Here is a 14,841-nt window from a genome sequence, read left to right as displayed (position 1 = left end):
ATGCTCAAACTAAATGATTTTCATCATTATTATCGCATCCTCATTATTCCCATAATAATTTTTTCTTACAGAAATTTGTTCAAATCCAATTTTTTTATAAAGTTTTAGTGCTTTTATATTATTTTCATTAACTTCCAGCAAAAACTTATTTTCAGAAAAATGTATATTTTTAATTTTTGAATTTTTATTATTTTTAAGTAAATTTCTCATGCTTTCAGTTAATAATTTTTCACCAAAACATTGCCCCTGATATTCTTTTTTTATTGCAATTTCAAAAATATCTATGCTCTCTATTGTACCATAAAATGCGACATATCCCAACACATTTTTCTCAAATTTTTCATTTTTATCCAAATCTGTTTTTTCTTTTTGATTTTTTTCTAAAATTTTATTTTTATCTTCTTTTTTTAATTTCTCCACAAAAATATTTTCTTTCATATAATTAAATAAGCAGTATATCTCATACTGCTCACTTAACATCATTTCAGAAAAATATTTATCCCCAACTTTATTTTTAAAGTTTCCATTATGAATTTTAACCAATTCACTGACAATATTTTCCATTTTATTCTCCATTTTTTCTTTACCTTTATCAAACTCTTATTTATAATATTAAAAACGAACACATTTGTAAATACTCTCAAATTATAATAGCCCAATTCTAGTCAACGGCCACCATCTTACAAGTAATTCACCTTTAATTCTAGGTTCTGCCACAAGCCCAAAATATCTCGTATCTTTACTGTTTGAAGTGTTATCTCCCATAGCCATATAATAATTCTTATCAAGTGTTATAGTTTCACCATTCAACAGTCTCTTAAACAATTCATCATCATACTTAAAGTCCATAATTGGCATAACCATTTCATCTCTTCCTTCTACTTTTAAAGTAAATGTATAATATGTATTTGTCAATATATTTGTTGGGTTAGAATTAAATTCATCATCATTTCCGATTATATCTTTAAAATTCTTATCAGTTTTTATTAAATCCAAAAACTCTTTACCAGTCAGATTTTTAAATCCTTTTCCATCATAGTAGCTTTCCCAGTCTACTTGCCCAATTAAAGTATGATCTTTGTCTTTCATTTCTCCAAATATTTTGTCAATTGCAACAATTTTATCTAGTTTTACTTTATCTCCTTTTTTAGGAATATAAATTTTGTTGTTCATAAGAAGTCCTTCTGGCAAGTAGGCTTTTTGTGGTGTTACTTTGTCCAAAACTTCGGATTTTTTATCGTTTATCAATATAGCTCCACCAACAGTCTGAACTTTATATGAATTAAATTTATTCACTTCCTGATTATATTTTTTCAAATCTTCCCTATATTGTTGATTATCATCTGAAAAAACTGGATAACTTGGCTTATTATCAACATTGGCAATTTCAAATTCATTAATACTCATTTTACCTTTTTCAATTTGAAGCGTTGTTCCTGGTTCTCCGACTATTCTTTTTGTATACATCACTTTATCAGTCATCGGCTCTTTAAATGCAATTATTTGTCCAATTTTAGGATTTGAAAAATGATATTTCACCATATTTGTAAAAACTCTATCTTTCACTAAAATCGTAGGCTCCATTGAACCTGTCGGAATAACGTAATTACCAATATAAAACAATTGGATAACAGCCACTAGAATAACAGCAATCAAAGCATTATCAATTCTTGTTAAAGCTTTTCCAAATGTACTTCTTTTTCTTTCTTCCTTTGCAATTCTTTCATCTACTGAAAGATTGTCATTTGGAAATATCTTTTTAAATATTTCTTCTGTACTTTCTTGTTTTACTCTTGATTCTGTCAATATTTTTTCCAATTTCTTATTATCATGTGTGGCTTCTTTTAAAATCGAGTGTTCTGTAACTTTTTCCTTTGATAAATCTTTAAATAAATAAATAAGAATCAACGAAATTACAACATTTATTATCAAATAAATATAAAAATTTGTATCTAAAATATTAAACATCAATTTCCCTAAAAACAGCATAATTAAATTCAATAAAAAAATCCATTCATGCTGCATTCTAAGTACATAAAATACAACATTTAATCCAAAAACTCCATAAATTCCCCAAACCTTAATCCAAATATTTGGATCTTCAGTTTTATCTACAATTACAAAAAATATCGCCGATATAATCAATGCTACAACTGTTAACAAATTCCCAATCATAGCATTTTTTTGATTTTTCTCAAGTGAGACTTTTTGCAATATTTCATCCTCTTTCACTCTTATCCAATGGATAACCTGCTTTTCTTTAAAAAAGAAAAATAATAGAAATAGCGATGCAACAATATAAAATGCTCCCCATAATAACATATTCATAATTTTCCCTCTCCTAATTCGTAATTTTTAAATTTTAAAACTCTCTTTAAAACTGAAACAATAAAAATTATAACATTCAAGTTCACTTTTAAAGTAGGAATTACTGAATTATACATAATTAAACTTTATTTTTTTTTTAAATTTTTATTTGCCTAAAATATATTTAATACAGTAAGATTTATTTTTTTATTAAAATATTAAATTTTTAGTCTGTATAAAAAATAAAAAGCTAGCATTTTGCTAGCCTTGAAGCTACTTTCTAATTTCTTTAATTCTAGCAGCTTTTCCTGATAAGTTTCTCAAGTAGTATAATTTAGATCTTCTTACTTTACCAATTCTCTTAACTTCGATTTTTTCTACTAATGGAGAATTTAAAGGAATGATTCTTTCTACACCGATTCCTGAAGATACTTTTCTAACTGTGAAGTTTTTAGCAACACTTCCACCAGAAACTCTGATAACTACACCTTCAAAAACCTGTATTCTTTCTTTGTTTCCCTCTTTTACTTTGTAGTGAACTGCAACTGTATCCCCTGCTTTAAATTGAGGTACATCAGCCTTCAAGTAATTTTTTTCTACTAATTCGATTAATTTCTCTTTCAAGAAATTCACTCCCTTCTTTCTAAGACATTCTTTCTATCTATACCAATCTTATCAATTCAAAAACTTTTCTTGCTTATAAATCCTTTACAAAACTGGTAGCAACAATAAAAGCGGAATATCCTTTTATTCAATAACTTATTAAGTTTATCACATTTTCCATTAATTTTCAATACAATTATAAAATTTTTTTCAATTTTTTCAAAATTTTTAAAATCATATTCTTTTTTCCTAAAATACTTTTTTTAATCTAAATATTTCAAACTCAAAAATTATAATCTTTTTATCAAATATCTATATTAAATTATAAATTATAAATTTTAAGCAATTTTAAGTTTATTTCAATTTTTCAATCCACTCAGCTTCCTTAAATCCAACCAGCACAAAATCCTTCCCTACCAAAAGTGGTCTTTTCAATACCATTCCATTGCTTGCAAGTAATTCAAACTGTTCATCTTCTGACATCTCTGCCAATTTTTCCTTTAAGTTTAGCTCTTTGTAAACATTCCCGCTTGTATTAAAGAATCTTTTTAACGGCAATCCGCTTTCTTTATAATATTTCTTAATATCTTCCTTCGATGGTGTTTCTTCCACAATGTTCTTATATTCGTGATCAATCCCATTTTCCTCCAGCCATTTCACAGCCTTTTTACAAGTTGTGCATCTTGGGTAACAATATACTTTGTTCATTTTTTTATCTCCTCTTTCAATTTTAATTTTTAAAATCTAACCTTTATTAATTTAATCAATATTTACTGATTTTTTTTAGTCAATAACTTTCTGTAATTTATCACTTAAAACATGTGTTATTGGTTTTTTAGAAATTTTTGTCAAGTATTCTTTTTTTATTAATTGTTCTATATTATTTTTTAGTGTAGGTCTGCTCATATTTATTATTTTACATAATTCTTTATCTTCTAAATCAGAATTAGAAAAAATATAATTTTGAATATATACAAACATTATATTTTTCTCCAAATCGCTTAAATTAAGATTATTCAAATAATTTCTTGAAAAATTCAATTTTTCTATTTTATCTTCCAGCATTTTCATTATACTTTCTTGTCCTTTTTTTATTAGTTCCAACATGCCTATAAGAAAAAATGTTATTTCACCAAAATTTTTAGAATTTGAAGTATTCAGAAATAACTTTGAATATTTTTCCTTTTCAGAAAAAATTGCATAAGATAGTGACAATCCCGTAAATACATCTAATTTTCTTGCCAGGTACATTGAGAAAATCAGTCTTCCAAATCGTCCATTTCCATCATAAAACGGATGAATGTATTCAAAATAATAATGAGTAATGCAGGCTTTTAACAAGAAATTTATATCTTTTTTATTCATAAATATTATTAGATTTTGAATATGCTTCAGTATCAGTTCTTCATTTGAATCTCCCAAATGAACATTTTTCATGCTGGAATCTGTAACATAAACCAATCCTTTTCTAAATAATTTTCCATCTAATTGATTCTCTGGATTAATCATAATTTCTTCACTAAAAACTTCATCGTATATTTTTCGTATTTCTTCTGCTGAATTAATTTTTTCAATCTTATTTTCTGTTATTTGCTTATATTTTTTTATAATTCTTGAAAATCTATATTTTTTATTGGAATTCATGCTATCATACACATCTTTTTTTGTTGTATGAACTCCTTCAATCCCATTACTTTTTATTATTTCATTAACCATAATTTCTCTTATACAATAATTTAAAGCCACTTCAGGCAGTTCGTTAGATAAATTTAAAATATCTCTACTATTTTGAATTATTTCATCTTGCAACATTAATACATTTTTTATTGGCAAAAAAAATAATTCCACTTCCTCTGAAACTCTTTCTCCTCGTAAAATTGGCGAAATATATAAGGATATTTTATAAACACATGGATTTTCAAGTCTTTTATTCAATTCTTCTTCAATATTAGCTTTTTGATAGTATAATTTTGACAATTCCAAATAATTATTCATATAAAAAACTCCTATTTTCTAAATATTTATCATATTATACCTTATATTTCTAAAAAAATAAAGTTTTTTCAAGTTAATACTAAAATTATATTTCTATAATTGAAAATTTTACATTTTTTTCGTTTTTTAATCCATAAAGTTTAGCGTAATCAAAAATATAGTCTTTTTTAGATATTTTGGATAAATTTATAATAAAAATATAAAAAATATCTAGATTTCAAAAAATTCCTATTAAAAATTTGCATTTCTGATTCATTATACTTGTTTAATGATTCAATATACTTTATCTTTAACAAAGGAGTTTAATTCCAATAATATTTATTTCATTATATTTCAAAATTTATATAATCACTGAACAGTTTCATTTCTTTCCAAATTGAAAAACTTCCTACAGTTGAAAATCACTCTCATAATACAAAACTTGATTCATATTTCCTTGCAAAAATTCAACCTTTTCCCTAATTTCCTCAGATACAAACGGCATTTTTATATCTGACAGAGTTTCTTTTAAAGTTTGTGTTAACTCCACTATCTGCACTTTATATTTATCCAGTTTCAAATCATTTGCCATTGATTTTATACAATCTTCAAGAGTTCCAATTTCATCAACTAAATTGATATTTTTGGCTTCACTTCCAAGCCATACTCTTCCCTGTGCAATTTTTTCAAGTTCCTCATCATTCATTCCTCTGGCTACCATTACATGTTCCTTAAACTCGCCATAAACTTCATTCATATTATGGATTAATTTCTCTTTTGAATCTTCTCCTAGTTTTTCAAACGGATTCAGCATATCAAAGCCAGCACCTTTTCCAAATCCTTCCAAATTAACGTCTAACTTTTTCATTGTTCCTGCAACTTCAGGATACATCATAACAACACCGATTGAGCCTGTCAAAGTAAAGTTATTCGCAAATAATTTTTTCCCAGTTGTAGCAATGTAATAACCACCGCTTGCACAGACATCTCCCATTGAAACATATATTGGCACAGTCAATTTTTTTAATTTCTTATATATTTTTTCAGAAACTAAAGCACTCCCGCCAGGCGAATTTATTCTTAACACCAACCCTTTCAAATTCTTTATTTCTTTTAATTCCTCAAGTTTTTCACAAACATTATCATAGGTAATATTTTTGTTAGGATTTTTCACATCAATAACACCTTCAAGGTTCACTGCTGCAATCGTATCTTTTGCTTTTTCCTTTTTTTCTTTCAACATTCCTATGTAATCTTCAATCGAAACGGTGTCTTCCTTGTAATTTATCCCAATTTCATCATAATCAGCAACACCGTCAATCAATTTATATTCCAAAGCCTTTTTCGTTCCAGCAAAAATCAAATTTCCACTCAATATTTCATTTTCAATGTCAACTCCTCTTTTACTTTTTACCAGTTCCACAAAATCTTCAAAAACTTTATCCTTTATATTTTTAATTGATTCCTTTTTCTCTTCCGACATTTGGTTATGGCTATATTTTTCTCCAGCCACCTTGTAATCACCAATATGAAGCACATTCATCTTTATCCCAAACTTTTCTAGAAACGACTTCAAATAAAATTCCTTATGAAAATATCCTCTAAAAATAAGAGTTGACTGTCTTGTGTCAAACATATAAATCTTATCCGCAAGTAAAGCCTTTCTATATCGACTTTCCTCAAAAAGCGTTCCTATTGCCACTACTTCCTTATTTTTCCTAATCTTGTCAAAAATTTTAGAAATCTCTTCCAGCTGTGAAAGTGTCAAATTTAACTTATCTACATCAACAATCACTTTTTTTATATTCTTATCTTCTGAAAGATTATTTAACCCTTGCAATATTTGATAATACGATAATTTCTCTTTCCCCTTTAATGCTGGCATAGCCACATCTTCCTTCAATTTCTTGACATCAAATACAACAGTTTTTACCTTTTTTAAAGGCAATTTCTTCTTATTTTTTACTCTAAGAATCTTCTTCACAAGAATTAAATTTAAAATTACACATAAAATAAGCATTATTACTATTTCTAACAGCATTTTCAAAATAAACATCATCTCAACTCCCTTTTTTACTTTTAAACTATTTCACTAACAATCCCAATCCAAATACAATACAACATCCTATTAACAATAACAATTCTTTCATATTGAAAATTAATATCAAAAAAATATACACCAATATTAAACTCCCCAAAATATAAAATATATTTTTCATCCTAATTTCAAAATCATACATTACTCCAAGTACAAAAAATACTATTAATGGCAAAATTAAAGTTACTGAAAAAAATATTGGAAATTCAAAAAAACGAAATATAAATATCAATATTGAACTAGTACTATTGGTTTCTATTATCATATTTCTTGTATACAGAGCTATCGGATACAATACTAATTGTGAAATAAAAAACGGAAACAACGACATCCAATTTGGAAATTTTATTTTTTTGTTTTTATTCAATTTATTACTCCTATCAAAAATTTTATTTCATGGTACTATATTTAGATTAATAATTTTTTATTTATACTAATTCTAATTTAAATAATGAATCTAATATAAATTTTTCATTAAGGTATTCATTCCCATATAATTAAAATCTAAATTTAAAAGTTGACGGAGCTTTTATTTGTTCAACTACGACTGTCTGACGACTGAAAGGAGGAGTTTCGTAGTTGGGCGAATAAAAGTCGTAGTCTAGCCATAGGTGCAGGATTTGCGGCAATGAGCAATCCTGCAAAAATAAAGAAAAAATTACAGTTCAATTAACAACTTTTTCAATTCATTCATTTTATCCCTCAACTTAATAGCTTCTTCAAAATTAAGCTCTTCAGCCAATTTCTTAATTTGCTTATCGAGTTTCTTAATTTCTTTTTCCATGTCTTTTTCGCTCTTATACTGTTTAATTGCTTTGTTTGCTTCATTTTCTTTTTCAATTTCATAGTCTACGATTGACTCTGCGATTTCTCTTACGATTGATTTTGGATTAATGTTGTTTTCCAAGTTGTATTTTTCCTGAACTTCACGCCGTCTGTTTACTTCGTCAATGGCTTCCTGCATAGAGCCTGTTATTCTGTCGGCATATAGGATAACGTGTCCTTCTACGTTTCTTGCGGCACGTCCCATTGTCTGAATTAAAGATCTTCTGGAACGCAAATATCCTTCCTTGTCTGCTTCCAATATTGCCACTAATGAGACTTCTGGAATATCCAGCCCTTCCCGCAGCAAGTTTATTCCAACCAGAACATCAAATTCACCTTTTCTCAAGCCTCTTATTATCTCTGTTCTTTCTAGCGTGTCAATGTCAGAGTGCATATATTTTACTTTTATTCCGTATTCCAAATAGTAATCTGTCAGTTCTTCTGCCATTTTTTTTGTCAAAGTTGTAACTAAAATTCGTTCTTTTCTTGCTGTTCTTGTTTTTATTTCATCCATCAAGTCGTCAATTTGATTTTTTGTTTCACGAATGTCGATACTTGGCTCTACAATTCCTGTTGGACGGACAAGTTGCTCTACAACTTCACCATTTGAATGTTCCAGCTCGTAATCGCTTGGAGTGGCTGAAATATACACAGCTTGCGGAACTTTTTCAAAAAATTCCTCAAATTTCAACGGACGGTTATCATAAGCACTTGGAAGCCTGAATCCATTGTTAATTAAAGACTGCTTTCTTGCTCTATCTCCCTTATACATCCCATTTATCTGAGGAACTGAAATGTGCGACTCATCCAGAAATACAACTAAATCCTCTGGAAAATAGTCAATTAACGTATCAGGTGCTTCTCCTTCACTCTTTCCTGTCAAATATCTAGAATAGTTTTCCACACCTTTACAATAACCAATTTCCTCAATCATTTCCAAATCATACTTTGTCCTTTGCTCAATTCTCTGTGCTTCCAGCAGTTTTCCTTCTTTTTGGAAAAAATGCACTCTTTCTTCCATTTCCTTTTTTATTGACTCAAACATCACTTTTGTATCTTCATTTGTCAAATAGTGAGTCGCAGGCATTATTGTGATTCTTTTTATATTTCTAATTTTCTGTCCAGTAAGCGTATTAATCTCTGAAATGCTTTCCAAATCATCTCCAAAAAATTCAAAACGGTATCCTGTATCTTGATAAGATGGATGTAAATCAAGAATATCACCTTTCACACGGAATTTTCCACGCTCAAATGCAATGTCATTTCTCTCATATCTAAGTGAAATCAGCCTTTTTATAAGCTCATTTCTTTCAAACCCTGTTTCCACATCAATCGGAATCGATCTCTTTTTATATGCCTCTGGCGACCCCAATCCATAAATTGCCGAAACGGAAGCCACAATAATAACATCTCTTCTGTTCAAAAGTGCCGCTGTCGCCGCATGCCGTAATTTATCGATTTCATCATTAATTGAAGAGTCCTTTTCAATATACGTGTCAGTCTGCATAATATACGCTTCAGGCTGGTAATAATCGTAATAAGACACAAAATATTCAACAGCATTTTCAGGAAAAAACTGCTTGTATTCATTGTAAAGCTGTGCTGCAAGCGTCTTATTTGGTGCCATTATCAAAGCTGGACGATTTATTTTCTCAATAACATTCGCAACTGTAAATGTCTTTCCCGATCCCGTAACCCCAAGCAAAATCTGATCTGTAATCCCATCTTCCAAGTTTTCCACAATCTTTTTAATAGCCTGAGGCTGGTCTCCAGTAGGCTTAAATTTTGAATGTATCTTAAAATCCATCTCTATTTTTCTTCCTTTCAATACAAATCTTTTGGTTATTTATAAAAGTTTATAAACTTTCAAATAATACAATTTTTCATTTTTTATTTTTTTATTTTTTATTATTTTCTGACAAACCCCTGCTATAGTAATACTAACCCCCATTTAAATAACGAATTTATTACAATCTTTTCTAACAAAGGATAAAAAGCAATTTAGTTGAATGATTATGAATTAGCTATCAAACAACCTTATTATAAAAATTTATTCCTATTTTTAAATAGGGTTTAATATAAAGATTGTTATTATTCAATTTTTATAATTATTTAATATAACCTAAAAATAAAATTATTTCCCATAACCCATTTCATCAAGAAATTTCTTATTCTTTCTCCATTTTTTCTTAACTTTTACCCACAATTTTAAATTAACCTTCAAATCAATTAAATGCTCAATCTCACGTCTAGCCTCTATCCCAATTTTCTTAAGCATAGTTCCATCTTTTCCAATAATAATTCCTTTTTGGCTATCTCTTTCAACATAAATATTTATATCATATTTCCTAATCGCAGGCTTTGTTTCCACATTAATAATTTCCACAGCCACGCTATGTGGAATTTCATCTTTTGTATGATGTAAAATTTTCTCTCTGACTGTTTCCACAACGATTTTATTTACTGGCAAATCTGTATAGTAATCTTCTGGATAAAACCATACATCATTTGACAAATATTTCTCAGCAACTTCAAATATTTTATGAATCCCAATCGCATATTCCGCCGTAAGAGTTATTATCTCATCAAATTCTCCCAATTTTTCACGAATTTCCTTTTTCTTTTCCTCAATTTCCTCATCCGACATTTTATCAATTTTGTTAATAACAAGTACAATTGGTGTCTTTACACTTCTCACATTTTCATTAACAAACATATCCCCAGTTGAAATTTCCTGTGTCCCATCCAGCATAAACATTATCAAATCAACATTTTCTAGTGCTTCTAGTGCCACATTAGTCATGTGTTCCCCAAGCAAATGTTTAGGTTTGTGAATCCCTGGCGTATCCACAAATATAAACTGATCTTCATTAATATTTACAATTCCCTTTATCTGATCTCTAGTCGTCCCAGCCTTATCCGACACAATCGCAACTTTTTCTTTCACAAGCTTATTCATAAGCGTGGACTTCCCAACATTTGGACGCCCAACAATTGTTATAAATCCTGACTTCATTCTTTCTCCAATTCTATTTTTTTAATTTAATTATGATAATAAATTTATTTAACAATTTATGTTATAAATTCAATTCTTAAATGTTTAACTAAGTAATTTTTATCTAAATAACAGTTTTTTTGGATAAAATAATTTGTTGTTAATAAATATTTTTTCTATAATTTATATATATTTTTTTATACATAAAAGGGAGCAGACACCATCCTCTTTTATTTCGCAATATTAGTTATTTTAATTTCTTCAAATTACAATATTTTTAGATATAGGCAAAAGTGCTACGCACCAATCCCAGCTTGTCTAAGTATTTTTAATTTAATTATAACAATTATTTTGATTAGGAAATTATAATTATTCAAAATAATCTGTAAAAACTTTAATAAGCAAAATTTCGTTAGAAGAAAAATAGCTGTTTGAGCTTTTGGAACAATTTTAAGTTGTACAAAGTTGTTTGTATTAGAATAATATAAATTCAAAAGCGAGTTCTATTTTTCTTTTATAAGAAAGTTTTGCGTTAAGCGTGGGTGCAGGGAGATGGCGTCTGATCTCCCTGCTTAAATAAACATAAAATAAAAAAACTAAAATAATCTAAACTTATGAAAATTACTTTGTTGAATATTTAAAGAAAAAACTTATAAAGTAATTTATTAAAAAATCTATTTTTTATATTTTTTTAACAAATTCCGATTTCAGTTTCATTGCACCAAAACCATCTATTTTACAATCAATGTTATGAATCCCATCGTCAATTAATCTTATATTTTTAACTTTTGTCCCTCTCTTCAAGTCTGATGATGCACCTTTTACTTTCAAATCCTTAATAATTGTAACGCTGTCTCCATCCTGCAAAATATTTCCGTTTGAATCTTTTACAACATTTTCCTCACTGCTTTCTTCCCCATTTTCAGCCCATTCATAAAAGCATTCTGGGCAAACCAGCATATTTCCATCCTCATAAACATATACTGATCCGCATTTTGGACAATTTGGTAAACTCATATTCTATCTCTCCCTTTCAAATTTTATTATTTTTTTATCATATCATTATACCACGAAACAGGAACTTATAAAATATGTTTATTATCATAATTTTCATTTATACTGCTAATAACATTCTCAAATCTATTTCTATAATTATTTTATTGCTTAGTATTAAAAGAACTTGAATACATATCAATTTTTACAGTAAACAACGGCATTACAAAAAATGTTATAAAAAATAACATTCCATAATATGCAAAAACCGTCCACAACGGTACTTTTCCATTGATACTAATTTGTAAAAGTGGAATTTTGCTTCCAGCGTAAATGAATCCTTCAAAAGCCTTAAAAATAACTTCTGTAATAAAAACTACTATTCCATTAAATAAAGATAATTTAAAAATATTTAAAAGCACTGCAAAAAATAAACATTGTATAACAACAGTTCCAATCGGTATTCCCACAATGTTTAGTAAAAATGAAAATAATGGCAGTTTTTCAAAATAATACAAAAATAAAGGAATACTCGTAATTTGTATTGTTAAACTTAAAAATATCAAATCTACAGTATTTTTCAATACTTCGTTTTTTATTTTATCCAAAATCTTTTTTTCATAAAATTTCTTAAATTCAGGATTGACAAAAATTATTGCTATAACAGCTGCATATGAAAGTTGCATAGAAATATCAAAAAGTGAATATGGATTTAGCACAATTATAACAATAAATGACACCAAAAGAGATTTTTTACTGTCTTCCTGCTCAAATAAAATCCTTGCCAAAATCATCATTGCTCCCATAATATAGGCACGCAAAATTCCTGGCGAGAATCCAATTAATGCACAGTAAAAAGTAAGTGCCACAAGTGCCATCAAATACTTAAACCTGTACCCTAGCAACAGCCCGTCCAAAATTTTCACAATTCCAATAACAACAAGACTAATATGAGTTCCAGAAATTACAATCAAATGAGCCAGTCCTGTATATTTAAACTTATCCTTCATATCCTTAGAAACCTCTGCCTTTTCTCCCAAAACTGCAGCACGTGAAAAAGCATACAAATTTTCTTCTGTTATAAACAAATTATCAAAAATCTCCAAAATATATTTACGAACTTCATTTAATCGTGATTCTTTATATCCTAATACTTTCCCTTCAAGCTTAATATTGCCATTTTTATTTACAACTTTTCTAATTTTGTACCGCATAAGATAAAATCCATATTCAAGCCCCTTCTTATTTTCAATGCTCGCTTGACTTTTCAAATATTTGTTATTAACCTTCAAAACACTTCCACGATTTCCGTCAATTTTCACATAAAGAGTCTTTTCACCAGAAAGTTCCCCCTTAAAAGTAACAAAATTCAGATAAAACACAAACAAAAAAATTCCTACCAAAATTAAAATCCCAAATTGCCAAGTTCTTTTCACTTCTTCAATTCCTATTTCTATATTAAAAAACCTTACTAAATTTTGTTTCCTGCGTGAAAGTTCAGATTTTATATACTTTTTTCTAGCTTCTTTTTCTCTGAATTTCTGCATTTCCAAAATATATTTGTCAAATTCCTTATTTTCAAATTTAGTTACATTTTCTTGAGTTTCATTACTTCCGCTATTTTTATTTATTTTTGTATTCCCATAATTTTTAAAATTTTCTTTTCTATTCGTTTTTTTCACAATTTTACGAAATCTTATATTCTCAAAATCTCTTTTTTTACTGTTTTGTCTAGTTGCTGTATTATTCTCAACATTTCCCCCATTTTTCATTTAAATTTCCTCCTCCCACAAGTTAGCCTTTGAATAGTCATCCGAAAGATTAATTGGCTTTTTAGCCCTGTAAATACTTATAATCGGATATTTCGCCGCATTTATTGTGTTTGTAGAAATCCTGTAATAAATTTTTTCTCCCTTTTTATCCAGCAAATAAACGGAAAATCCTTTTTCAAAATTCCCTTCATTTGTGGTACGTCTTCTAAAATCAGCATTTTTATTAGAATTATTTGTCATATAAGATAAGCTGTTAGAAATCTCCATTTTATCGATAATATCCTTCTGCCCATTTTTCTCATCCAAAAAATAAGCTATCTTTTCAGATATTTTAAAATCCAGCACATATTCCTTCCTGTTGTGCTGTGCATACTGCTGAATTTTTCTAATAAACTGGCTGATATTTCTCTTTTGAATTGCAAACTCCTGATTCTGCCTCTGTTTCTGCAAATTCACAGAAACCACCGTAAACAAAACTGCCATAATTGAAATGTATAACAAAACCTCAATGAGTGTAAAACCATTGTTATTCCCCTTTATTCTCATTTTTCCCCCTTTTAAAAAATTATTTTTATATAAAATTTAATTTTTAATTAATATTATTATACATCATTTTTTGAAAAAATCAAATTATTTCTTTTTAAAATATATTTACAAAAAAATTCCTCATTCGATGAATAAGAAACTTTTTCCACAATTTTATATCTCATAACTATAATCAATATACAGATTGTTTCCTTCTACAATACAATTATTAAATACTAATTTACTATTTTTTTTAATTTCATATTTTTGTTTTATCTCAAAAAGTATTTGATTTTCAACTTCTACTATTTCTATCACTTCACAATTTTGATTTAAAATTCTGACAAAAATGGAAAACTGATAATCTTCATAAAAATGTTTTATTCCATTTATTTTTATTTCCGAATCTCTTGGAGAAACCTGATTAATTGAATCAAGATAACTTGTTGGCATATTTAAATTTTCCAATTCTGCTTTGTTTATCCAAAATAATTTTCCGCCATCTTCATCAAACAAAATATCTGGAATAAATTTTATCTTACAAATATAAGGAACAATCAATATTTTTTTATTATTCACACTTAAAAAACAAGGTTCCAATCCTTTTTCCACATCCACTTTTATTTCTGATTCTTCCAAAAACTCTTGTTTTAATCTGCTTTCCAAATCACTATCACTTTTTTCCAGCTTTCCTCCCAGCAGTTCATATTCGTTCCTTTCATTCTACCTCAATAAAAAATTCCCATTTA

Annotated in this window: 12 protein-coding genes; all 12 read right to left on the bottom strand. The window is 27.9% G+C overall.

Features of this window, described 5'->3' with window-relative positions; genetic code table 11:
• Window positions 1-9 precede the first annotated feature (9 nt).
• The 12 genes from BQ5344_RS05600 to BQ5344_RS05540 all read right to left on the bottom strand — a co-directional run bounded on the left by BQ5344_RS05600 (window position 10) and on the right by BQ5344_RS05540 (window position 14,758).
• Window positions 10-564 (bottom strand): GNAT family N-acetyltransferase, encoded by a 555-nt coding sequence (locus tag BQ5344_RS05600; RefSeq protein ID WP_071124504.1) that lies wholly within the window; start codon window positions 562-564, stop codon window positions 10-12.
• A gap of 81 nt (window positions 565-645) precedes the next feature.
• Window positions 646-2,328: a signal peptidase I gene (gene lepB, locus BQ5344_RS05595; protein WP_071124503.1), complete on the bottom strand. Its 1,683-nt coding sequence runs from the start codon at window positions 2,326-2,328 to the stop codon at window positions 646-648.
• Between the two features lie 252 nt (window positions 2,329-2,580).
• Window positions 2,581-2,931 (bottom strand): 50S ribosomal protein L19, encoded by a 351-nt coding sequence (gene rplS / locus BQ5344_RS05590; RefSeq protein WP_021768283.1) that lies wholly within the window; start codon window positions 2,929-2,931, stop codon window positions 2,581-2,583.
• Between the two features lie 333 nt (window positions 2,932-3,264).
• Window positions 3,265-3,618 carry an arsenate reductase family protein gene (locus BQ5344_RS05585; RefSeq protein WP_071124502.1) on the bottom strand — a complete coding sequence of 118 codons (354 nt, stop codon included), beginning with the start codon at window positions 3,616-3,618 and terminating at the stop codon, window positions 3,265-3,267.
• 75 nt (window positions 3,619-3,693) lie between these two features.
• On the bottom strand, window positions 3,694-4,905 hold the full coding sequence (locus BQ5344_RS05580) for a Fic family protein (protein ID WP_071124501.1): 1,212 nt from the start codon (window positions 4,903-4,905) through the stop codon (window positions 3,694-3,696).
• A gap of 388 nt (window positions 4,906-5,293) precedes the next feature.
• A complete protein-coding gene (gene sppA / locus BQ5344_RS05575) occupies window positions 5,294-6,940 on the bottom strand; it encodes a signal peptide peptidase SppA (RefSeq protein WP_071124500.1) in 1,647 nt (548 codons plus the stop codon).
• A gap of 700 nt (window positions 6,941-7,640) precedes the next feature.
• Window positions 7,641-9,614: an excinuclease ABC subunit UvrB gene (gene uvrB / locus BQ5344_RS05565; protein WP_071124498.1), complete on the bottom strand. Its 1,974-nt coding sequence runs from the start codon at window positions 9,612-9,614 to the stop codon at window positions 7,641-7,643.
• A gap of 327 nt (window positions 9,615-9,941) precedes the next feature.
• The gene (gene era, locus BQ5344_RS05560) at window positions 9,942-10,823 is read right to left on the bottom strand and encodes a GTPase Era (protein WP_021768394.1); all 882 of its coding nucleotides are present in this window, start codon (window positions 10,821-10,823) and stop codon (window positions 9,942-9,944) included.
• Window positions 10,824-11,483: 660 nt separating this feature from the next.
• Window positions 11,484-11,819, bottom strand: coding sequence for a zinc ribbon domain-containing protein YjdM (locus BQ5344_RS05555; protein ID WP_071124497.1), 336 nt, complete (start codon window positions 11,817-11,819; stop codon window positions 11,484-11,486).
• A 140-nt stretch (window positions 11,820-11,959) separates the two neighbouring features.
• On the bottom strand, window positions 11,960-13,567 hold the full coding sequence (locus BQ5344_RS05550; RefSeq protein ID WP_071124496.1) for a ComEC/Rec2 family competence protein: 1,608 nt from the start codon (window positions 13,565-13,567) through the stop codon (window positions 11,960-11,962).
• On the bottom strand, window positions 13,568-14,113 hold the full coding sequence (locus tag BQ5344_RS05545; protein ID WP_021768397.1) for a type II secretion system protein: 546 nt from the start codon (window positions 14,111-14,113) through the stop codon (window positions 13,568-13,570).
• 153 nt (window positions 14,114-14,266) lie between these two features.
• On the bottom strand, window positions 14,267-14,758 hold the full coding sequence (locus BQ5344_RS05540) for a hypothetical protein (RefSeq protein ID WP_071124495.1): 492 nt from the start codon (window positions 14,756-14,758) through the stop codon (window positions 14,267-14,269).
• Between the last annotated feature and the right edge of the window lie 83 nt (window positions 14,759-14,841).

Source organism: Leptotrichia massiliensis (assembly GCF_900104625.1).
Lineage (GTDB): Bacteria > Fusobacteriota > Fusobacteriia > Fusobacteriales > Leptotrichiaceae > Leptotrichia > Leptotrichia massiliensis.
Note: the sequence above shows the minus strand (reverse complement) of the source record. Positions and strands in the feature narration are given on the sequence as shown.